Annotated in this window: 18 protein-coding genes; 8 read left to right on the top strand and 10 right to left on the bottom strand. The window is 65.7% G+C overall.

What is annotated here, in order from left to right; genetic code table 11:
• Positions 1-169: 169 nt before the first annotated feature.
• The 9 genes from C3B44_RS05460 to C3B44_RS05420 all read right to left on the bottom strand — a co-directional run bounded on the left by C3B44_RS05460 (position 170) and on the right by C3B44_RS05420 (position 9,268).
• Complete coding sequence (locus C3B44_RS05460; protein ID WP_199222390.1) at positions 170-1,231, bottom strand: pyridoxal-phosphate-dependent aminotransferase family protein; 1,062 nt, start codon at positions 1,229-1,231, stop codon at positions 170-172.
• A gap of 91 nt (positions 1,232-1,322) precedes the next feature.
• Positions 1,323-2,951: an ABC-F family ATP-binding cassette domain-containing protein gene (locus C3B44_RS05455; RefSeq protein ID WP_108431486.1), complete on the bottom strand. Its 1,629-nt coding sequence runs from the start codon at positions 2,949-2,951 to the stop codon at positions 1,323-1,325.
• 93 nt (positions 2,952-3,044) lie between these two features.
• Positions 3,045-3,440 carry a metal-sulfur cluster assembly factor gene (locus C3B44_RS05450; RefSeq protein ID WP_108431485.1) on the bottom strand — a complete coding sequence of 132 codons (396 nt, stop codon included), beginning with the start codon at positions 3,438-3,440 and terminating at the stop codon, positions 3,045-3,047.
• Between the two features lie 3 nt (positions 3,441-3,443).
• On the bottom strand, positions 3,444-3,899 hold the full coding sequence (gene sufU, locus C3B44_RS05445) for a Fe-S cluster assembly sulfur transfer protein SufU (RefSeq protein ID WP_108431484.1): 456 nt from the start codon (positions 3,897-3,899) through the stop codon (positions 3,444-3,446).
• On the bottom strand, positions 3,900-5,162 hold the full coding sequence (locus C3B44_RS05440) for a cysteine desulfurase (RefSeq protein ID WP_108431483.1): 1,263 nt from the start codon (positions 5,160-5,162) through the stop codon (positions 3,900-3,902). It abuts the gene before it with no gap.
• Complete coding sequence (gene sufC / locus C3B44_RS05435; RefSeq protein WP_108431482.1) at positions 5,162-5,920, bottom strand: Fe-S cluster assembly ATPase SufC; 759 nt, start codon at positions 5,918-5,920, stop codon at positions 5,162-5,164. Before sufC ends, C3B44_RS05440 begins: the two co-directional genes overlap by 1 nt.
• Before the next feature lie 41 nt (positions 5,921-5,961).
• Positions 5,962-7,140: a Fe-S cluster assembly protein SufD gene (sufD, locus tag C3B44_RS05430; RefSeq protein ID WP_412841942.1), complete on the bottom strand. Its 1,179-nt coding sequence runs from the start codon at positions 7,138-7,140 to the stop codon at positions 5,962-5,964.
• Positions 7,137-8,582: a Fe-S cluster assembly protein SufB gene (gene sufB, locus C3B44_RS05425; protein ID WP_108431480.1), complete on the bottom strand. Its 1,446-nt coding sequence runs from the start codon at positions 8,580-8,582 to the stop codon at positions 7,137-7,139. Before sufB ends, sufD begins: the two co-directional genes overlap by 4 nt.
• Positions 8,579-9,268 (bottom strand): helix-turn-helix transcriptional regulator, encoded by a 690-nt coding sequence (locus C3B44_RS05420; protein ID WP_108431479.1) that lies wholly within the window; start codon positions 9,266-9,268, stop codon positions 8,579-8,581. Before C3B44_RS05420 ends, sufB begins: the two co-directional genes overlap by 4 nt.
• Before the next feature lie 124 nt (positions 9,269-9,392).
• Between C3B44_RS05420 and mptB the strand changes: the two genes are divergently transcribed.
• The 5 genes from mptB to C3B44_RS05395 are packed head-to-tail and all read left to right on the top strand — an operon-like array spanning position 9,393 to position 14,691.
• A complete protein-coding gene (gene mptB / locus C3B44_RS05415) occupies positions 9,393-10,982 on the top strand; it encodes a polyprenol phosphomannose-dependent alpha 1,6 mannosyltransferase MptB (RefSeq protein WP_108431478.1) in 1,590 nt (529 codons plus the stop codon).
• An 11-nt stretch (positions 10,983-10,993) separates the two neighbouring features.
• A complete protein-coding gene (locus C3B44_RS05410) occupies positions 10,994-11,908 on the top strand; it encodes an ABC transporter ATP-binding protein (protein ID WP_108431477.1) in 915 nt (304 codons plus the stop codon).
• On the top strand, positions 11,908-12,678 hold the full coding sequence (locus tag C3B44_RS05405) for an ABC transporter permease (protein ID WP_412841941.1): 771 nt from the start codon (positions 11,908-11,910) through the stop codon (positions 12,676-12,678). The genes C3B44_RS05410 and C3B44_RS05405 overlap by 1 nt, the downstream gene beginning before the upstream one ends.
• Before the next feature lie 46 nt (positions 12,679-12,724).
• Positions 12,725-13,708 carry a COX15/CtaA family protein gene (locus C3B44_RS05400; protein WP_235840382.1) on the top strand — a complete coding sequence of 328 codons (984 nt, stop codon included), beginning with the start codon at positions 12,725-12,727 and terminating at the stop codon, positions 13,706-13,708.
• A 23-nt stretch (positions 13,709-13,731) separates the two neighbouring features.
• Positions 13,732-14,691: a quinone oxidoreductase family protein gene (locus C3B44_RS05395; protein ID WP_108432573.1), complete on the top strand. Its 960-nt coding sequence runs from the start codon at positions 13,732-13,734 to the stop codon at positions 14,689-14,691.
• A gap of 714 nt (positions 14,692-15,405) precedes the next feature.
• Here the strand turns inward: C3B44_RS05395 and C3B44_RS05390 are convergent.
• A complete protein-coding gene (locus C3B44_RS05390; RefSeq protein WP_199222389.1) occupies positions 15,406-16,338 on the bottom strand; it encodes a heme o synthase in 933 nt (310 codons plus the stop codon).
• 243 nt (positions 16,339-16,581) lie between these two features.
• Here C3B44_RS05390 and tkt point away from each other — a divergent pair, with 243 nt between their 5' ends.
• The 3 genes from tkt (at position 16,582) to zwf (ending at position 21,374) form a co-directional block, all read left to right on the top strand.
• Positions 16,582-18,675: a transketolase gene (gene tkt, locus C3B44_RS05385; RefSeq protein ID WP_108431475.1), complete on the top strand. Its 2,094-nt coding sequence runs from the start codon at positions 16,582-16,584 to the stop codon at positions 18,673-18,675.
• Positions 18,676-18,683: 8 nt separating this feature from the next.
• Positions 18,684-19,763 carry a transaldolase gene (gene tal / locus C3B44_RS05380; RefSeq protein ID WP_108431474.1) on the top strand — a complete coding sequence of 360 codons (1,080 nt, stop codon included), beginning with the start codon at positions 18,684-18,686 and terminating at the stop codon, positions 19,761-19,763.
• Between the two features lie 75 nt (positions 19,764-19,838).
• Complete coding sequence (gene zwf, locus C3B44_RS05375; RefSeq protein ID WP_108431473.1) at positions 19,839-21,374, top strand: glucose-6-phosphate dehydrogenase; 1,536 nt, start codon at positions 19,839-19,841, stop codon at positions 21,372-21,374.
• Positions 21,375-21,398 lie beyond the last annotated feature (24 nt).

The raw sequence follows: 21,398 nt of genomic DNA, 5'->3' as shown, positions 1-21,398 counted from the left end.
CTCCCGCCCGCGCGTGTTCCCGCGGCCGCAGACCACCCACGCTTACAGCAGGCCGATCCCACCGGGCAACATCCCACACCTGCTCCAAGGTGCAATTATGCCATATACTACATTTACTTTTTCTAAGCTAAAGAATTGCTAACATTTTCACACTGTAGCTGAGGCCGTGTTAACTCCGCGCGTAGGCGATAGCCTCCTCGAGCGCTCCCAGAAGCATCGGCACGGAAGACGGCTGGGCGTTCGGCCCCATCAGGCCGATGCGCCACACGTTATCGGCATAGGCTCCGACGCCAGCGCCGATCTCGATGTCGTAGTGCTCCAGCAGGCGGGTGCGCACCGCGGCAGAGTCGATATCCTCCGGCACCTTGACCGTCGTCAGATCCGGCAGGCGGGAGCCTTCCTCGGCGAAGAGCTCGAGCCCCAGTTTTTCCAGGCCGACCTGCAGAGCCTCGCCCGCCGCCGCGTGCCGGGCGATCACGTTGCCCAGCCCCTCGTCGAGAATCCGGTCGATGGCCGCACCGAGCGAGACGACCATCCCGGTCGGGGCCGGGTGGTGGTAAGTGCGCTTCGCGCCGGTCGCCTCACCGACGTAGCCGCCGAGCGTCCCCAGATCCAGATACCACGACCGCGGATTTTTCACGCGACGCTCCCAGGCGCGCTCGGAGACGGTGAACGGCGCCAGCCCCGGGGCCACGCCCAGGCACTTCTGGGTGCCGGCGTAGCCGATGTCGATGCCCCACCGATCGGCCTCGAGCTCAATGCCCGCGATGGCGGTGACGGCGTCGACCAGCAAGAGCGCATCGCCTTTAAGGCGTCCGATCTCCGCGATATCAGAGCGCACGCCGGTGGAAGTCTCAGCGTAGACGACGGCGATGATCTGCGGATTGGGGTGTGCCTCGGTCAGTCGCACCGGATCGACCGGGCTTCCCCACTCGAAGTCGACGCGCACGACCTCAGCACCCATCCGGGTGGCGACGTCCACCATCCGCTCGCCGAACAAACCGTTGACGCCGACGACGACCACGTCGCCGGGGTGCACGAAGTTCACGAAGGCGGCCTCCATGCCACCCGAGCCGATCGTCGACAACGGCAGGGTACGCGTGTTCTCGGTGCCCCACAGCCGCCGCAGCCCGGCGCAGACGGCGTCCCCATCTCGGCGATGAACTCCGGATCCAGATGCCCCAGAAGCGGGCGGGTCATCGCGGTGGTGGCCTCCGGGTAGGGGTTGCACGGCCCAGGGCCGAAGAGGTGACGGGAAGTAAACGTTGCTTCGGAACTCATGTCCCCTATTGTGTCATTTTTCACACCGCCATGTGTTGGCGTCAGGCGAGCTCGACGAGCTCCATATAGTCATCGGACCACATGTCCTCGTCGCCGTCGGGCATGATGATGACGCGCTCCGGCTCCAGTGCCTTGACCGCGCCGGGGTCGTGGGTGACCAGAACGACCGCACCCGTGTAGGTCTTCAGCGCGTCGAGCACCTGCTCGCGGGAGATGGGGTCGAGGTTGTTGGTGGGCTCGTCGAGCAGCAACACGTTGGCCCGGGAAGAGACCAGCGACGCCAGTGCCAGGCGGGTCTTCTCGCCGCCGGAGAGCGTCCCGGCGGGCTGTTCGAGCTTGTCGCCGGAGAACATGAACGCGCCCAGCAGGCTGCGCAGGTCCTGCTCGTCGGCGTCCGGGCACGCCTCGATGGTGTTCTGCCAGACGGACTTATCCCCGTCGATGGTGTCGTGTTCCTGGGCGAAATACCCGATCTTGAGGCCGTGGCCAGTGACGATGCCGCCCTCGCCGTCGGTGCGCTCGACGCCGGCGAGCAGCTTGAGCAGCGTCGTCTTGCCCGCGCCGTTATACCCGAGGACGACCACGCGCGATCCCCGGTCGATCGCCAGGTCCACGCCCACGAAGACCTCGAGCGAGCCGTACATCTTGGTCAGGCCCTTTGCCTGCATCGGGGTTTTGCCGCAGGGATCTGGGGTCGGGAAGGAGATGTGGGCGACCTTGTCAGCGACGCGGACCTCGTCGAGCTCGTTGAGCATGCGCTCCGCACGGGCGCGCATCTGCTTCGAGGCGGCCGCCTTCGTCGCCTTGGCACCCAACTTGTCGGCCTGCTTCTGCAGCGCGGAGGCCTTCTTCTCCGCGTTGGCGCGCTCGCGGCGCCGGCGGGCCTCGTCGAGAGCGCGGGCGTCCTTGTATTTGGCGAAGCTCATGTTGTAGACGTCCGCCTCGGCGCGCACGGCGTCGAGATACCAGATCTTGTTGCAGACCTTGTCGAGCAGATCCACATCGTGGGAGATGAGGATGAGGCCGCCTTCGTGGCGGGCGAGGAAAGAGCGCAGCCAGCTAATCGAGTCGGCGTCGAGGTGGTTGGTGGGCTCGTCGAGAAGCAACGTCGTCTCCGACTTCCCCGAGCCGTTCGTCGCGGCAAACAGGATCTGCGCGAGTTCCACGCGGCGGCGCTGACCCCCCGAGAGGGTTTTCAAAGGCTGATCGAGGATGCGCTCCTCGAGGCCTAGGTTGTCGCAGATCTGCGCGGCCTCGGAGTCCGCCTCGTAGCCGCCGAGTGCGTGGTAGCGCTCCTCGAGGCGCGAGAACTTCTCGATCGCCTTGTCGCGTTTCTTCTCATTGCCTTCCTCCATGAGCGCCTGCTGGCGCTTCATGCCGGCGCGGACCTCATCGAGCCCGCGGGCAGAGAGCACGCGGTTGCGGGCCGTCTGCTCGATGTTGCCCTCCCGCGAATCCTGCGGCAGGTAGCCTACCTCCCCGCTGACGGTGACCGACCCGCCATAAGGCTCGGTCTCGCCAGCCAGGATGCGCATCGTCGTGGTCTTACCGGCGCCGTTACGCCCGACCAGGCCGATGCGATCACCCGGCTGGACGCGCAGGTGATGGCCCGGCGCCTGCAAGAGGGTACGGGCGCCGACGCGAACTTCCAGGTCGTTGGCAACAATCACGAACAGACATCCTAACGGGCGTATCGAACAAAGGCCGAAAGGCCCCGGCTATACACAGCCGAGGCCCTTAAAAGGGTGGAGACAGCTTAAAGCTTAGACCGCAAAGCCGAGGGCGCGGAGCTGCTCGCGGCCTTCTTCGGTGATCATCTGCGGGCCCCACGGCGGCATCCAGACCCAGTTGAGGATCAGGTCATCGCATTCGGTGTTGGTGATCACCGCGCTGGTCGCCTGGTCTTCCAGGACGTCGGTGAGCGGGCACGCCGGGGAGGTCAACGTCATGTTGAGCACCGCTGTGTGGCGGCCTTCGTCGTTGGTTTCAACCCAGATGTCGTAGACCAGTCCTAGGTCCACGACGTTGATGCCCAGCTCGGGGTCGATCACGTCGTGGAGGTACTCCTCCACCTGGGCGGCGATGCGGATCTGTTCGTCGTTCTGCTCCGGGCGCTGGCCGGCGCCGTCGAAGTTCGACTTCTCGGTGGGCTCGGTCATGATCTAGTCACTCTCCTTGTCGTTGAGGGCATCAGAGGTGGCCGCTTGGAAGGCCTTCCAGCCGAGGAGCGCGCACTTCACTCGGGCCGGGAACTTCGCGACGCCGGCGAAGGCGACGCCATCGCCGATCAGCTCCTCGTCGCCTTCCTCGGCACCGCGCGAGGTGATCATCTTCTCGAACTCGGCGAGCTTCTCCATGGCCTCGTCCACGGGACGGCCGATGATCTCGTCGGTCATCACGGAGGTCGACGCCTGCGAAATGGAGCAGCCGACCGCGTCGTAGGAGACGTCTTCGACGGTCTTGCCGTCGTCCGAGATATGCACGCGCAGGGTCAGTTCGTCACCACACGAGGGGTTGACGTGGTGCACCTCGGCGTCGAAGGGGTCCCTGAGCCCGGAGTGCTTCGGGTTTTTGTAGTGGTCCAGGATGACTTCCTGGTACATCGATTCCATGTTCATTCACTTCACCCCAAAGAAATCCTGGGCGTATCCGATAGCGTCCACGAGAGCGTCGACCTCGGCGCGCGTGTTGTACAGGTAGAAGCTGGCACGGGCCGTCGACTGTGCCGCGAGCGCCCGGTGCACCGGCCACGCGCAGTGATGTCCCGTGCGGATGGACACCCCGCGAGCATCCAGCAGCTGCCCCAGATCGTGCGGGTGCAGGCCCTCGACGTTGAAGGCGATCGCCGCGCCGCGGTCGACCGGCTCGAGCGGGCCGGCGATCTTGAGGCCGTCGATCTTCTGCAGCTCCTCCAGGGCATAGGCCGTCAGGTCGTTTTCGTGGGCAGCGACGTTGTCCATGCCCACCTCCTTGAGGAAGCGCACCGCGGCACCCAAGCCCACGACCTGGGAGTTCATCTGCGTGCCGGCCTCGAAGCGCAGCGGGGCCGGCGCGTAGGTGGAGTGATCCATGTGCACGACCTCGATCATGGAGCCGCCGGTGAGAAATGGCGGGAGCTGATCGAGCAGGTCGTCGCGGCCGTAGAGCACGCCGACGCCCTGCGGGCCGAGCATCTTGTGCCCGGAGAAGGCAGCGAAGTCGACGCCGAGGGCGTGGAAGTCCACCGGCATGTGCGGCACGGACTGGCAGGCATCCAGCACCGTCAGCGCACCGACGCTGCGGGCGCGATCGACGATCTCGGGGACGTTGGCCACCGCGCCGGTCACGTTGGACTGGTGGGTAAAGGCGACAACCTTCACCGAATCATCCAGCGTGAGGGAGTCCAGATCGATGCGGCCGTCCTTGGTCGCGAAGTACCACTTCAGTTTGGCCCCGGTACGGCGGCAGAGTTCCTGCCACGGCACCAGGTTGGCGTGGTGCTCGATCTCCGTGACCACCACCGTGTCGCCCTCTGTCACCTGCAGGTCACCGGCGCGATCGTCGCCAAGGGTGTAGGCGACCAGGTTGAGCGCCTCGGTGGCGTTTTTGGTGAACGCGATCTCCTCGTCAGCGGCGCCGACGAAGGCGGCGATCTCCTGGCGTGCGGACTCGTACGCGTCGGTGGCCTCCTCCGCCAGCTGATAAGAGCCGCGGTGAGAAGGCGCGTTCGTGTTAAGGACGAACTCCTCCTCCGCCTTCCACACACCGATCGGACGCTGCGAGGTGGCCCCGGAGTCCAGGTAGATCAGGGGTTGGTCATCGCGCACAGTGCGCCCGAGGATGGGGAATTCGGCGCGGATGGCGTCGATGTTCAGCGTTCCGTTCGGGTTCGTGTATGTCATCAGGCGATAAACTGCTCGTATCCGTCGGCTTCCAGGGCGTCGGCGAGCTCGGCGCCACCGGTCTTCACAACCTGTCCGTCCGCGAAGACGTGGACGTAATCCGGCTCAATGTAGTTGAGGATGCGCTTGTAGTGGGTGATCAGCAGGATGCCACCGTTGGTCTCCTCCTGGTAACGGTTGACACCCTCAGAGACGATGCGCAGGGCATCGACGTCGAGACCGGAGTCGGTCTCATCCAGGATGGCGAACTTCGGCTTCAAAAGGCCCAGCTGCATGATCTCGTGGCGCTTCTTCTCGCCACCGGAGAAGCCCTCGTTGACGCTGCGCTCAGCGAAGGACTTATCGATGCCGAGCTGCTCACGCGCCGCGTTGACCTCCTTGATCCAGCTGCGCAGCGCTGGGGCCTCGCCGCGGACGTGGGTGGCGGCGGTGCGCATGAAGTTGGACGAGGACACACCCGGCACCTCGGTCGGGTACTGCATCGCGAGGAACAGGCCCAAGCGGGCGCGCTCGTCGACTTCGAGTTCGAGGACGTTCTGGCCGTCGAGAAGCACCTCCCCCTCGGTGACCTCGTACTTCGGGTGACCCGCGATGACATACGACAGGGTCGACTTGCCGGAGCCGTTCGGGCCCATGACGGCGTGGGTCTCGCCGGACTTGATGGTCAGGTTGACGCCCTTGAGGATCTCGATCGGGTCGGCGCCTTCCTGGGAGGGTACGACCTGGGCGTGCAGATTCTTAATTTCCAGTGTGGACATAGTGTGACTAACTCTTTCTACGGCGGTTGCGGATCTCGGTGTTAGGAGTTCGTGCGCTCGAGCTCGGTGGCGACGCGGTTTTCCAGCTCTTCCCGAACACTATCGACCGGGATGCGGTTGATGACCTCGGAGAAGAAGCCGCGGATGATCATCCGGCGGGCGACGTCCTCCGGGATGCCGCGGGAGCGGAGGTAGAACATGTGCTCGTCATCGAAGCGACCCACGGTGGCGGCGTGGCCGGCACCGGCGATCTCGCCCGTCTCGATCTCGAGGTTCGGGATCGCGTCCGCGCGCGCGTTCTCGGTGAGAACGAGGTTGCGGTTGGTCTCGTAGGTGTCCGTGTTCTGCGCGTTGGAGCGGATCAGCACATCGCCGACCCAGCAGGTGCGGGCTTCGTCGGCACGCTCCTTCGAGTCCGCCTGCAGGGCACCCTTGTACAAAACGTGCGAGCTGCAGTTGGCGATCGAGTGGTCCACCAGCATGCGGTTTTCGATGTACTGGCCAGAGTCAGCGAAGTAGAGGCCGAGCAGCTCGGCGTCGCCGCCGGGGCCGGAGTAGTTGACCCGCGGGGTGATGCGCACAACCTCGCCGCCGAAGGTGACGACGGTGTGGTGCAGCTTCGCATCGCGACCGACCAAGGCACGGTGGGAGGACAGGTGCACGGCGTCGGTGTCCCATTCCGCGTCGACGACCACGTTGAGGCTGGCGTTGTCGCCGATGACGAACTCGATGTTGTCGGCGTGCGTGCCGGTTCCCTCGTAGCGCAGGATGACGGTGGCCTCCGCGCCTTGCTCCACGTTGACGGAGGTCGCGCCGAAGGAGGTCACGCCCTCGCCACGGCCGGTGACGGTCACGACGATCGGCTCGTCGACCTTCGTGTCCTTCGGCACGGAGACGTACTGGGCGCGATCCATGGACGTCCAGGCCTGGGCGGCGACGCGGTCGGTCGGCGCGCCGGTCCGACCCAAGCGCTCGTCGTTTTTGTCCAGGGTCTCGACGGTCACGTCGCCCGTGGAGGTCACCGACACGTCCTGGTCGGTGGCCTCGGCGAACGTGCCGTCGTGCAGGCCCCGCAGACGACGCAGGGAGACGAAGCGCCACTCCTCCGCGCGGCTGTGCGGGACATCAAAGTCCGCTACGTCGAACGACGCGAAAATATCACCTTTGGTGTTGATTCCGGTGCCGCTATCGACGGTTTTCACGGGTGCAGTCACAGTTATCCGACCGATCCTTCCATCTGCAGTTCAATGAGGCGGTTGAGTTCGAGGGCGTACTCCATGGGGAGCTCCTTGGCGATGGGCTCGACGAAGCCGCGGACGATCATCGCCATGGCTTCTTCCTCGGGCACGCCGCGCGACATCAGGTAGAACAGCTGCTCCTCGGAGACCTGCGAGACGGTCGCCTCGTGGCCCAGGGAAACGTGATCGTTCCGGATGTCGTTGTAGGGGTAGGTATCCGACCGGGAGATGTTGTCCACCAACAACGCGTCACACTCCACGTTCGCCGTCGAATGGTGCGCGTTCGCGTTGACCTGGATCAGGCCGCGGTAGGCAGAGCGACCGCCAGCCCGGGCCACCGACTTGGAGACCACGTTCGAGGAGGTGTGCGGCGCCATGTGCGTCATCTTCGCGCCGGTGTCCTGGAACTGGCCCTCGCCGGCGAAGGCGACGGAGAGGACCTCGCCCTTGGCGTGCTCACCGGTCATCCAGACGGCCGGGTACTTCATGGTGACCTTGGAGCCGATGTTGCCGTCGACCCACTCCATGGTGGCGCCCTCTTCGGCCTTGGCGCGCTTGGTCACCAGGTTGTAGACGTTCTGCGACCAGTTCTGGATGGTGGTGTAGCGAACGCGGGCATCCTTCTTGGCGATGATCTCGACGACCGCCGAGTGCAGCGAGTCCGACTTGTAGATCGGGGCGGTGCAGCCCTCGACGTAGTGGACGTAGGAGCCCTCGTCGGCGATGATCAGCGTGCGCTCAAACTGGCCCATGTTTTCCGTGTTGATACGGAAGTAGGCCTGCAGCGGGATGTCCACGTGGACTCCCGGCGGCACGTAGATGAAGGAGCCACCGGACCACACCGCGGTGTTGAGCGCGGAGAACTTGTTGTCGCCGGCCGGGATGACCGTGCCGAAGTACTCGCGGAAGAGCTCCTCGTGTTCGCGCAGGGCGGTATCGGTATCGACGAAGATGACGCCCTTTTCCTCCAGGTCCTCACGGATCTGGTGGTAGACGACCTCCGACTCGTACTGCGCCGCGACACCGGCCACCAGGCGCTGCTTCTCCGCCTCGGGGATGCCGAGCTTATCGTAGGTGTTCTTGATGTCCTCGGGCAGATCCTCCCACGAGGCGGCCTGGCCTTCCGTGGAGCGGACGTAGTACTTGATCTGGTCGAAGTCCACGCCGGAGAGATCCGCGCCCCAGGTGGGCACCGGCTTCTTATCGAAGATACCGAGGGCCTTGAGACGCTGCTCGAGCATCCACTCCGGCTCCTCCTTCTTCCGCGAAATGTCGCGGACGACCTCCTCGTCGAGGCCGCGACGCGCAGAGGCGCCAGCCTCGTCCGAGTCGTGCCAGCCATAGTTGTAGGCACCGATCGAGTCGATGATCTCGTCATCGCTCATGGGATGTTCCAGACCGGGGCTGGTTTCCGCCTGAGTCATGACGTGCTCCTTTCGCTGTAGTTAGTCGGGGTGAGAGGGATGTTTGTCGTACAGATGCCGTGCCCGTCAGTGATCGACGCCAGCGGCTGCACGTGGTGGCCCAACCGCGCGGCGATCACCTCCTGCTCGGCCTCACACAGTTCCGAGTGCTCTGCCGCCACCGAGGCGACCGGGCAGTGGTGCTTGCACAGCTGAATGCTACGGCCCGCGCGCCCGACGGTCACGGCGTAGCCGTGCTCGTTGAGCGCTTCCGCCAGCTGCCGGGCGGTCTCCTCCAACGCCTCCTCGCTCTCATCGGCGGCGGGGGCGATTCCTTCCACCACCTTCTCGACGTGCTGGCGGGCGAAACGCCGGACGGCCTCTGGGCCTCCGGCCTCCCGCAGCGCGTCGAGCGCCGAGTTGGCGAGCGTGTCGTAATCGTGGCCAAACTGGGCCCGACCACTGTCGGTGAGACGGAAGTGTTTCGCCGGGCGGCCGCGGCCCGAGGGCCTGCGGTCCACGGTTTCAGCGGTCCCTTCCTCCACCAAGATGTCTAGGTGTCGACGGACACCTGCGGCCGAAAGGCCGAGACGAGAACCAAGATCGTTAGCGGTGACGGGCCCGAGCTTGAGCAGGGTGGCGAGCACTTGCTCTCGGGTATCCCCTTCCGACGGACGTGACCGCCGGCGGGGCGCCGGGTCCTTCATCGTCACTCACCTCCATCGCGCGTTCCGGGGAATCATCGCATTTTTGTCTACACCATTAGACAACACTAGTGTGCCTTAATTCCCGTTGTGCGTCTAGCCGCCCTGCGTGTCGTACGATCTCACCATGCCCCTCACTAGCGTGCTCGCCCGACTCGGCCGCGCCGGATCTCGCGCCGCCGGCCTGCACGGCCCCGTCGAGAGGCCCGGCGAGCACCTCCGCATGCACGCCTACTACCGCTTTCTGCTGCTGCGGTGGATCGGCACCGTCGGCGCGCTGCTCATTGGCGTCGCTGGTCTCGGTGCGGGCGCGCTACCGGTCGTCGATAATCCTTATCGCCACCTGCCGCTCGGCGATGTCATGTCCCGCATGCTGCAGACCTCGTCGTCGCTGGTGCTCTTGGGCGTGGGGCTATTGGTATTGGCGTGGGTATTGATGTGGCGCTACGTCGGCGAGCGCTCCGTGACCACCGGGGCACTGAAACGCACGCTCGCGGCCTGGACGCTGCCGATCCTCTTTACCGCCCCGCTTTTTACCCAGGACATCTATTCCTATCTGGCCCAGGGCGCGATTGTGGCCGAGGACATGGATCCTTATTCGGCCGGGCCGGTGCAGCTGCTCGGCACGGGGCATCCCCTGGCCCGCTCGGTGCCGTTCATCTGGGCGGAATCCCCCTCGCCCTATGGCCCGGTCGCGCTGTCGGTGGCAGCCGCCATCAGCGTCGTGACCGATAACTCCATCGTGCTGGGCGTTTTAGTCCACCGCTTTATCAACGTGGTGAGCCTCATCGGCGCCGGCTGGGCTGTGTCCCGCTTAGCCCAGCGCTGCGGGGTGCGCCCCGCCACCGCCCTATGGCTCGGCCTGCTCAACCCGCTGACCCTTCTGCATCTCGTCGGCGGCATCCACAACGAGGCCATCTTGCTGGGGCTTTTGCTCATCGGCATGGAAATCGGCCTGCGCGGCATCGACCGGCTGAGCAGCTCCCGCAACGGCTGGGGGCTGCTCGTCGCCGCCTCAGCGCTTATCACCTGCGCCGGTTTGGTCAAGGTCACGGGCTTTATTGGCCTCGGCTTCCTCGGTATGGCTCTTGCACGTCACCTCCATGTGCGGGGCCGGAATCCGGTCGTGGCTATCGGTATCGGCGCGGCGTTTATGACGGTCGCGCTCGTGGTCACCACCGTGATCGTCTCCGTTATATCTGGCATCGGCTACGGGTGGATCACCGGCCAGGGCGGGGCGGCGACGATTCGCAGCTGGATGTCGGTCACCACGGCCATCGGGGTGACCGCCGGCGCGCTCGGCGAAGCCCTGGGCCTCGGCGATCACACCGAGGCGATCCTCACGATCACCCGCAGTGTGGGCATCCTCGTCGCTGGGGCGCTCATCGTGCGCATGCTCTTCGCGACCTTCCGCGGCACCATCCACCCCGTCGGCGGCCTCGGCGTGGGCACCTTCGTGCTGGTAATCCTCTTTCCCGTCGTCCACCCCTGGTACATGCTCTGGGCGATCTTGCCGCTGGCCACGTGGGCGAATCGTTCTTTCTTCCGCGTCGCCGTGGTCGGCTACTCCGCCGCGATGAGCTTCTTCGTCCTCCCCCGCGGCCTGGCCCTGCCGGCGCCGACAGTCATCACTATCTATGGCTGGGCGATCGTCGCCGGCATCATTGTCATCGGCCTGGGCTGGTGGATTCTTCGTCGGGCACGGGTCATCACTTAGACTGAGGAGTCGTGAGTACAACTTTCGACGGACCAGCGCTCGTTCTCCGGGACGTGATCCGGAGCTTCGGTGACCACCGAGCCGTCGACGGTCTCTCCTTCGAGGTCGCCCGCGGGGAAATCTTCGCCCTTTTGGGCCCGAACGGGGCCGGCAAGACCACGACCATCGACATGTGCGAGGGCTTCTCCGCCCCCACCTCCGGCACCATCCGCGTCCTCGGGATCGATCCCGCCCGCGACGGCGAGCGCCTGCGCGGACGCATCGGCATCATGCTCCAAGACGGCGGCAGCTACTCCAGCATCCGCGTCGAGGAGATGCTACAGCTGACCGCCCACTATCACGCCGATCCCCTCGATCCCGAGTGGCTCATCGAACTCCTTGGGCTCAGCGGGGTGCGCCGCACCTCCTATCGCCGCTTATCCGGCGGGCAGAAGCAGCGGCTGTCCCTGGCGCTCGCGCTCATCGGGCGCCCGGAGCTGGTGTTTCTCGACGAGCCCACCGCCGGTATGGACGCCCAGTCGCGCCTGCAGGTCTGGCATCTTATCGACGCCCTGCGTCGCGACGGGGTCACCGTCATCCTCACCACCCATCTCATCGATGAGGCGGAGTCGCTCGCCGACCGCGTCGCGATCATCGACCGCGGACAGCTCATCACCGAGGGCAGCCCCGCCCAACTGACCGCCGGGGCCAGCACCCACGTCAACGTCGTCACGGACCAAGCCCTCGACCTCGACGCCGCACCCCTCGCGATCGAGCCCATCCGCCCGCTGCACTACCGCCTGCTCAACGAGCCGGATCCCCACGCCATCGCGGATCTGGCCGCCGTCGCGGCGAACCAGGGGGTCATGATCCGCAGCCTGAGCATCGATCACCGCAACCTCGAACACGTCTTCCTCGAACTCACCGGAAAGGAGCTGAGGAGCTAGTGAGCACGGCCATCCCCGCCCCCGGCACCTTCCGGCCGGCCCCACAGCGCGCCTCCACCGCCGCGATGGCGATCGCCCAAGGACGTATCGAGGCGCGCCTCATGCTGCGCCACGGCGAACAGCTGTTGCTGAGCCTCATCATCCCCGCGGCCATGTTGTGCGTCGCCGCGACGATGCCGGTGCTCGGCGACAGCTCGGGTATCGACGACATCGTCCCCATGATCCTGGCCATCGCCGCCACGAGTTCCGGTTTCACGGGGCAGGCGATCTCTTTGGCCTTCGACCGGCGTTATGGCGCGCTGAAACGCACCGGGGCTTCCGGGGTGCCGGCGCACATCATCATCCTCGGCAAGATTCTCGGCGTGCTCGCGATGGTCGCGGTCCAGGTTGTGGTCATCACACTCGTCGCTCTCCTGCTGGGATTCCGGCCCGAGCCCGTGGGCGTGACTATCGCCGCGCTGACACTTGTTATTGGCGTTGCTACCTTCACCGCGGCCGGCCTTTTGATGGGCGGTTGCTTAAGCGCCGAGATCGTCCTCGGCTTGGCGAACCTCGTCTGGCTCGTCCTCGTCGGCGTGGTGGGCTTCGTCCTCTACGCCTATGGCCTGGATGACGCCGGTTTCTTCAACCTAGTGCCCTCGGTCGCGCTCGCCACCGGGCTTGCCGATTCTTTCGCCGGCTCCTTCCCTTCCCTCCAGCTCGGCGTGCTCGTCGCCTGGGCGGTCCTCTTCGGCCTCGCGGCGCGGAGATGGTTCCGCTTCGACAACTAAAAAGTGCCCTTCACCTCCCCCTCCTCGCACGATAGGATCAATAGACGTGACTGCCTCCCAAACCACCTCCACCCGCTGGGTGCCTAGCCTGAAGCTGCAACGCATCCTGGCCATGCTCCTGCTCATCGCCCAGGGCGGAATCACCGTGACGGGCGCGACCGTGCGCGTCACCGGCTCCGGTCTCGGCTGTAACACCTGGCCGCTGTGCCACGAGGGCTCGCTCGTTCCCGTCGCGGGCGCGGAGCCGCTCGTGCACCAGTTGATCGAGTTCGGCAACCGCATGCTCACCTTCGTGGTCGCGGCTGCCGCGGTAGCCGTCGTCGTGTCCATGCACCGCGCGCGGCGCCGCCGCGAGCTGAAAACCTACGCCTGGATCTCGCTGGCCGGCGTCGGCGTCCAGGCGGTGATCGGCGGTGTCTCCGTGCTGGTTAACCTGCACTGGTGGGCTGTGGCGGTGCACTTCTTGCCGTCGATGTTCTTGGTGTGGGTCGCCGCCCTGCTCTACACCCGTATCGCAGAGCCGGACGACGTCAACCCGTCAACCATCTTCCCGGATCGCATCCGCATCATGATCGCCCTGGCCGCCGCGGCCCTGGCCATCGTGCTGGTCACCGGAACGATGGTTACCGGCTCCGGGCCCCACTCGGGTGACGACGGCGTCGGTATGGAAGGCCGCCTCGAAATGGATACCTGGACCCTCGCGCTGGTCCACGCCGGATCGATGTATGTCTACCTCGGCTTCACCGTCATCGCCGCGATCATGCTCTTCCGTTCCCGGGCCCCGCGCACCGCCCGCACCACCGTTATCGTCCTGCTCGTCATGATCGCCGTGCAGTGGGCCATCGGCGTCACCCAGCTCTACCTCGGCGTGCCGCGCTGGACGGTGCCGGTCCATATCGCGATGTCCTCGATCGTCGTGGCCTTCTCCTCGTTCCTGTGGGCTAACGGCCGCCGTCGTCACGGCGAGACCCGGGCCCCGCTCACGGGCTCGCCCGCCGGTGACCGGAGGAAGACTGCCGCGGTGAACTAGCGGTCTCTACTAACGTGGGGTACATGAAAGCCATCTGCCTCACGGAAACCGGAGGACCTGAGGTCCTCACCTACACCGACGCCCCCGTCCCCGAGCCCGGCCCAGACGAGGTGCTCGTGGAGGTGCTGTATGCGGGCGTGAACTACATCGACACGTACTACCGCAGCGGCATCTACCACGCCCAGCTGCCGTTCACCCCGGGTCTCGAGGGGGTCGGCCGCGTCGTCGAAGACAAGTCCGGGAAGATCACAGAGGGAACCAAGGTCGCCTGGATGGACGCCTTCGGCTCGTACGCCGAGTACGTCACCGTCCACCGCGACCGCCTCGTGGCGGTCCCGCAGGAGCTCGAGGACACACAGGCGGCCAGCATGCTGCTGCAGGGCATGACCGCCCACTACCTCACCCACTCCACCTACCAGCTCCAAGAAGGCGAGACCTGCCTGATTACTGCCGGCGCGGGAGGAGTCGGCCGGCTGGCCACGCAGTTCGCGAAGTCCCGCGGCGCCACCGTCTACTCGGTGGTGTCTTCGGATAGCAAGGAGAAGCTGGCGTACGAAGCAGGTGCCGACGAAGTCTTCCGCTACTCCGACCAACTCGCCGAAACCGTCCGCCGCCGCAACGGCGGCCGCGGCGTAGACGTGGTCTACGACGGCGTCGGCAAAGCCACCTTCGGCGAATCGCTCGAGGCTGTGCGCCCGCGCGGACTCGTGTGCCTGTTCGGTGCCGCCTCTGGGCCGGTCGATCCGATCGACCCGCAGGTGCTCAACGCCCACGGGTCGATCTACCTCACCCGCCCGTCGCTCGGCCCCTACACCGCGGGCAACGAGGAGTTCACCGCCCGCGCCCAGGCCGTCGTGCAGGCGCTGGTTGAGGAGACCATCACGATGCGGGTCTCCGGCGTCTATCCGCTTGCCGACGCTCAGCGCGCCCACGAAGACCTCCAAGCCCGCAAGACCACCGGCTCGATCGTGCTGGAGGTTTAGCGCGGGTTTGGCGCGGGGAGCGTTTCTGGTCGGTTTGGGGGTCGTGTTGCGCTAACGCTGGTCGAAAGGAGCCGGTCGAAAAGAGGGCCGGTTTCGGGGTCCTTTCGACTTCGCGGGACTCCTTACGATCGGGGTCCTTTCGACCAGGCGCGCGAAAGCGATACAGCAGCATGGTTTTGACGTTCCCCTGCTCTCTGCAGCCCGTAAAACCTTGGCCGGCTACACTGATCCGCATACCGCTTTAGTGCTGGTCGAAAGGAGCCGGTCGAAAAGAGGGCCGGTTTCGGGGTCCTTTCGACTTCGCGGGACTCCTTTCTGCCAGGGTCCTTTCGACCAGGCGCGCGAACACGATAACGATGTATGACTGCTAGAGCGTCTGACGTACTGGCGGCCTGCATTTCGCCGCGGTTTGACGCTACTGCTGCGCAAACCCTTGTAGGAAGATGGTTGAGGGGCGCGCCCTTCAAGGTTCTTCCTTTAAGCATTTGCGTCCGAGCGCCACGCAGGCCCCACAGAACCGACCGCGACCCAGACTAAGCCCCCATATCCGCATAGCGCGCTAGCGCTGGTCGAAAGGAGCCGCCCCTAAAAGACTCCTCATTTCGACCGCCCGGAACCCCTTTAGGGTCCCCTCCTTTCGTGAAGCGCTACCGCAACACGCCACCCAGCGCGAACACACGCAAACAAACGCCAACCAGCCCCCGAACAACCCCGCTACAGAACCATCTCCCCGATCGTCGTCCACCCGATCACGGCGTCGACCGACAGAGCCAGGAACAGCACGGCGAGGTAGTTGTTCGAGAGGATGAACAGCTTGAGCGGCTTGACCTCCTCGCCACGCGCGACTCCTGCATGCAGGCCGCCCGCCATGATGATGAATGCCGCGCCGGAGACGATCGAGCCGATGAGGTAGATCCAGGACGTCGCCGGGATCAGGAGGAAGGACACGAGCACGGTCACCCAGGTGTAGGCGAGGATCTTGCGGGTGACTTCCACCGGCTTGGCGACCACCGGCAGCATCGGCACCTGCGCCTTCGCGTAGTCGTCCCGGTACTTCATGGCCAGCGCCCAGGTGTGCGGGGGCGTCCAGAAGAAGATGATGAGGAACATCACGATGGCCTGCCACCAGCGGTCGGGCTCCTCGTCAGGCGCATGCGCACGGATGACGGCCCAGCCGATCAACACCGGCATGCAGCCGGCCGCGCCACCCCAGATGACGTTCTGCCAGGTCCGGCGTTTGAGCCACTTGGTGTAGATGAAGACGTAGAACCAGTTGGTCAGCAGGATGAACGCGGCCGCCAGCGGCGAGTCCATGAGCAGCCACAGCCACAGCACGCTGATGACCAAGAGCACCCAGGCGAAGATCGCTGCCTTGGTCTTCGTAATCTTGGCGCGCACCAGCGGCCGGGCCCGGGTGCGCCCCATCTTCATGTCGATGTCATAGTCGGCGACCATGTTGAAGGTGTTCGCCGCTCCGGCGCCGGCCCATCCACCGATCAGGGTGCCGAGGATGAGCCATAGGTCGACCGTGCCCCGCGATGCCTGGAGCATCGCCGGAATCGCGGCGACCAGGAGAAGTTCGATCACCCTCGGTTTCGTCAATGCGAAGTAGGCCTTGATCGTCTCCAAGGGGTATTCCTCCAACATGTCCGGGTGGGTTCACGTGCGGGGCCTTTCGCCCCAACTCTTCAGTGGTCGGCCCGTAGGGGCGGAAAGTTCCCGGACCAGGGTGCCCGGGGGCCGAATGCCTGCGATGAGGCAGCAAATGTTCATGCTACCGCCGAGGCTTCAACGACTGAAACCCGACACTGCCTCAACGCGACACCGCGGCGGGTGGAATAGCTACGATGGGAACCGACATTAAGACCGAGTGAACAAGTGAGGTTATCCGTGTCCCTGACTGAAGAGCAGAAGGCCAAGACCGTCCGCCGCTACCCGGAGGATTGGAGCGACGTCGATACGCGTGCCGTCGACACCATCCGAGTGCTCGCCGCAGACGCCGTCCAGGAGGCCGGCTCGGGTCACCCCGGCACCGCCATGTCCCTGGCTCCTTTGGCCTACACGCTCTACCAGCGCACGATGAACCACGACCCCGCGGACGTCGAGTTCACTGGCCGCGACCGTTTCGTGCTCTCCCCGGGCCACAGCTCGCTGACGCAGTACATCCAGCTCTACCTGGGCGGCTTTGGCCTAGAGCTGGAGGATCTCAAGGCGCTGCGCACCTACCGTTCGAAGACCCCGGGCCACCCGGAGTACAAGTACACCGACGGTGTCGAGATCACCACGGGCCCCCTTGGCCAGGGGTTGGCTTCGGCCGTCGGCATGGCCATGGCTTCTCGACGAGAGCGCGGCCTCTTCGACCCCAACACCCCGGCGGGCGAGTCGCCGTTTGATCACTACATCTACGTCATCGCCTCGGACGGCGATGTGCAGGAGGGCGTGACCTCCGAGGCGTCGTCGATCGCCGGCACCCAGCAGCTGGGCAACCTGATCGTCTTCTGGGACGACAACTCGATCTCCATCGAGGACGACACCGACATCACCTTCACCGAGGACGTCGCGGCCCGCTACGAGGCCTACGGCTGGCACGTCCAGGAGGTCGAGTCGGGCGAGGACGTCGTCGCCATCGAAAAGGCGATCGCCGAGGCGCAGAAGGTCACCGACCGCCCGTCGTTCATCCGCGTGCGCACCGTCATCGCCTACCCGGCCCCGAACGCCATGAACACCGGTGCTTCCCACGGCTCCGCTTTGGGCGAGGACGAGGTCGCCGCCACCAAGGAGGTGCTGGGCTTCGACCCGGAGCGCTCCTTCCAGGTGGACGACGAGGTCATCAAGCACACCCGCAGCCTCGTCGAGCGCGGTGCCGAGTACCACCGGCAGTGGAACGAGCGCTTCGAGCGCTGGGCGCAGGAGAACCCGGAGGCCAAGAAGCTCTTCGATCGCTTGGTCGCCCGCGAGCTTCCCGCCGACTTCGATGCCGAGCTACCTACCTGGGAGCCGGACGAGAAGGGCCTGGCCACCCGTAAGGCCTCCCAGGCCGCGCTGCAGGCCCTCGGCGCTACCCTGCCCGAGCTCTGGGGCGGCTCCGCCGATCTGGCGGGTTCCACGAACACGATCATCAAGGACTCTAAGTCCTTCGGCCCGAAGGCCCGCTCGACCGAGATGTTCGAGATGGATCCCTACGGACGCAACCTGCACTTCGGTATCCGTGAGCACGCTATGGGCGCGATCCTCAACGGCATCGCCCTGCACGGACCGACCCGCCCCTACGGCGCGACGTTCTTCGTGTTCTCCGACTACATGCGCCCGGCTGTGCGCCTGGGTGCGCTCATGAAGTCGGATGTCTACTACGTCTGGACCCACGACTCGATCGGCCTCGGCGAGGACGGCCCGACCCACCAGCCGATCGAGCACCTCGCCGCGGCGCGTGCGATCCCGCGGCTGTCGGTGATCCGCCCGGCCGACGCCAACGAGACCGCGGCCGCTTGGGCCGCCGCTCTCGAAGCCGAGCCTTCGCCGAAGGCGCTCGTGCTGACCCGCCAGAACGTGCCGGTGCTCGAGAAGACCGCCGAGCTTGCCCGCGAGGGCGTCGCCCGCGGTGCCTATGTGCTCGTGGAGTCCTCGAAGGAGACTCCGGATGTCATCCTCATGGCCACCGGCTCGGAGGTGCAGCTGGCCGCCGCCGCCGCTCAGACCCTCGAGGCCGAGGGCACCGCGGCCCGCGTGGTCTCCATGCCGTGCTTCGAGTGGTTCGAGGCCCAGGACGAGAACTACCGCGAGTCCGTGCTGCCTTCCGAGGTGACCGCCCGCGTCTCCGTCGAGGCCGGCATCGCGCAGCCGTGGCACCGCTACACCGGCGATCGCGGTGAGAACGTTGCGCTGGAGACCTACGGCGAGTCCGCGCCTTTCGCCACCCTCTTCGAGGAGTTCGGGATTACCGCCGACGCCGTCGTCGAGGCCGCCCACCAGACCCTGAATCGCTAGGAGTACCCATGAGCACCATTGATGAACTGCACGAGCTGGGAACCTCCACCTGGCTCGACGATCTCTCCCGCGAGCGCATCACCTCCGGCAACCTCGCCGAGCTGATCGAAAAGAAGTCGATCGTGGGAGTGACCACGAACCCGGCGATCTTCGCCAAGGCCATGACCGCCGGCACCGCCTACGACGAACAGATCAACGAGCTGAAGGCCGCCGGCACCGCCGTCGAGGACGCCGTGTACGCCATGAGCATTGACGACGTCCGCGATGCCTGCGACATCTTCGCCGAGGAGTTCTCCCGCTCCGGCGGCGAGGACGGCCGAGTATCCATCGAGGTCGACCCGCGGATCTCCGCCGACCGCGAGGCCACCCTCATCCAGGCCCGCGAGCTGTGGTCGAAGGTGGATCGCCCGAACGTCATGATCAAGATCCCGGCGACCGACGAGTCCCTGCCAGCGATCTCCGACGCGCTCGCCGAGGGTATCTCCGTCAACGTCACCCTGATCTTCTCCGTCGGCCGCTACCTCGAGGTCATCGCGGCCTACCGCGAGGGCATCCAGCGCGCTGCAGACACCGGCAAGGACGTCTCGAAGATCTTCTCCGTGGCCTCCTTCTTCGTCTCACGCATGGACACCGAGGTGGACAAGCGCCTCGAGGAGATCGGCACCGACGAGGCGCTCACCCTGCGCGGCAAGGCCGGCATCGCTAATGCCCGCCTCGCCTATACGGAGTTCCTCCGCGGGTTCGGCAAGGACAGCCTGCCCGAAGGCGCAAACGTGCAGCGCCCGCTGTGGGCGTCGACCGGAGTGAAGAACCCGGAGTACCCGCAGACCATGTACGTCACCGAGCTCGCCGGCCCGCAGACCGTCAACACCATGCCCGAAAACACCCTGGATGCGGTGCTTGCCGACGGCGGCCTCCACGGCGATACCCTCAGCGAGAGCGCCGACGATGCCCACGAGGTCTTCGCGGCGCTGCGCGAGGCCGGCGTCGATCTCGACGATGTGGTCAGCGTGTTGGAGACCGAGGGCGTCGAGAAGTTCGTGACCGCCTGGTCCGATCTCTTGGAGTCCATGGGCTCGCGCCTGTAGCGCACCACTGACGCGTACACGCCACCCGGGCACTATGCTCGGGTGGTGTTTCCTGTCCCCAAAGGAGTCTTTTTCGTGCCCACTTCTGAGACTTGGTCGAATCCGCTGCGCGCGGAGCACGACAAGCGTCTGCCGCGCATCGCCGGGCCCTCCGGCATGGTGTTGTTCGGCATTACTGGTGATTTGGCCCGTCGTAAATTGCTTCCCGCCATTTATGACCTCGCCAACCGGGGCCTTCTGCCCGCAGGCTTCACGCTGGTCGGCTTCGGCCGCCGCGAGTGGAGCAAACAGGACTTCGAAGATTATGTCCTCGAGGCGGTCCGCGCCGGCGCCCGCACGGCCTTCAACGAGCACGTCTGGGCTCGGCTCGCCGAGGGGCTGCACTTCGTGCGTGGCAACTTCGACGACGACGCCGCGTTCGACCGGCTCGCAGCAACTTTGACGGAGCTCGACTCCACCCGCGGCACCGGCGCGAACTGGGCGTTTTATCTCTCGATTCCGCCGGAGAGCTTCTCGAATGTCTGCCACCAGCTGCAGCGCACCGGCATGGCCGAAGGCCACGGGGACAGTTGGCGGCGGGTGGTCATCGAGAAGCCTTTCGGCCATAACCAGGACTCCGCCCGCGAGCTCAACGAGGTGGTCAACGCGGTCTTCCCGGAAGAGGCCGTCTTCCGCATCGACCACTACCTGGGCAAGGAGACGGTGCAGAACATCCTGGCGCTGCGCTTCGCGAACCAGATGTTCGAGCCGCTGCTCAACGCGCACTACGTCGATCACGTGCAGATCACCATGGCCGAAGACATCGGCCTCGGCGGCCGCGCCGGCTACTACGACGGCATCGGCGCGGCCCGCGATGTCATCCAGAACCACCTCATCCAGCTGCTTGCGCTCGTCGCGATGGATGAGCCGGTGAGCTTCTCGCCGCGCGAGCTGCAGAACGAAAAGGTCAAGGTGTTGCGCGCGACGAGCCCGATCACCCCGTTTTCGGAGACCACCGCCCGCGGGCAGTACACCGCGGGCTGGCAGGGCTCCGAGCAGGTCGTCGGCCTGCGCGAGGAAGAGGGCTTCGATCCCGAATCCCAGACCGAGACCTACGCGGCGATGACCTTAGGGATCCAGTCGCGCCGCTGGGCCGGGGTGCCTTTCTACCTGCGCACCGGTAAGCGCCTAGGCCGGCGCGTCACCGAAATCGCGATCGTGTTCAAGGAGGCCCCGCACCAACCTTTCGGCGCGCTCGATACCGCCTCGCTGGGGGAAAACGCCATGGTCATCCGCGTGCAGCCGGACGAGGGCATGCTCATGCGCTTCGGCTCGAAGGTGCCGGGCTCCACCATGGAGGTCCGCGACGTCAACATGGACTTCTCCTACTCCGAAGTCTTCACAGAGCAGTCCCCCGAGGCCTACGAGCGTCTCATCTTGGACGCGCTGCTCGACCAGTCGAGCCTCTTTCCCACCAACGAGGAGGTCGAGCTCAGCTGGGCCATCCTCGATCCCATCCTCGAGTACTGGGCACATCACGGCAGCCCCGATGAGTACCCGGCCGGCACCTGGGGCCCGCGCAGTGCCGACGACATGCTCGCCCGCGACGGACGCACCTGGCGTCGTCCCTGATTGACACGAGAAAGGTAGACGTCG

It is taken from the genome of Corynebacterium yudongzhengii (genome assembly GCF_003065405.1).
In the GTDB taxonomy this organism is placed as follows: Bacteria; Actinomycetota; Actinomycetes; order Mycobacteriales; family Mycobacteriaceae; genus Corynebacterium; species Corynebacterium yudongzhengii.
The sequence above is the reverse complement of the archived record's forward strand: the minus strand, read 5'-3'. Positions and strand labels throughout refer to the sequence as shown.

Coding starts and splice junctions, on each gene's coding strand:
- C3B44_RS05450 (WP_108431485.1), bottom strand. CDS start 3,440: ATGACCGAGCCCACCGAGAAGTCGAACTTCGACGGCGCCGGCCAGCGC.
- C3B44_RS05395 (WP_108432573.1), top strand. CDS start 13,732: ATGAAAGCCATCTGCCTCACGGAAACCGGAGGACCTGAGGTCCTCACC.
- C3B44_RS05420 (WP_108431479.1), bottom strand. CDS start 9,268: ATGAAGGACCCGGCGCCCCGCCGGCGGTCACGTCCGTCGGAAGGGGAT.
- sufC (WP_108431482.1), bottom strand. CDS start 5,920: ATGTCCACACTGGAAATTAAGAATCTGCACGCCCAGGTCGTACCCTCC.
- mptB (WP_108431478.1), top strand. CDS start 9,393: ATGCCCCTCACTAGCGTGCTCGCCCGACTCGGCCGCGCCGGATCTCGC.
- sufU (WP_108431484.1), bottom strand. CDS start 3,899: ATGAACATGGAATCGATGTACCAGGAAGTCATCCTGGACCACTACAAA.
- C3B44_RS05390 (WP_199222389.1), bottom strand. CDS start 16,338: ATGTTGGAGGAATACCCCTTGGAGACGATCAAGGCCTACTTCGCATTG.
- tal (WP_108431474.1), top strand. CDS start 18,684: ATGAGCACCATTGATGAACTGCACGAGCTGGGAACCTCCACCTGGCTC.
- C3B44_RS05440 (WP_108431483.1), bottom strand. CDS start 5,162: ATGACATACACGAACCCGAACGGAACGCTGAACATCGACGCCATCCGC.
- sufB (WP_108431480.1), bottom strand. CDS start 8,582: ATGACTCAGGCGGAAACCAGCCCCGGTCTGGAACATCCCATGAGCGAT.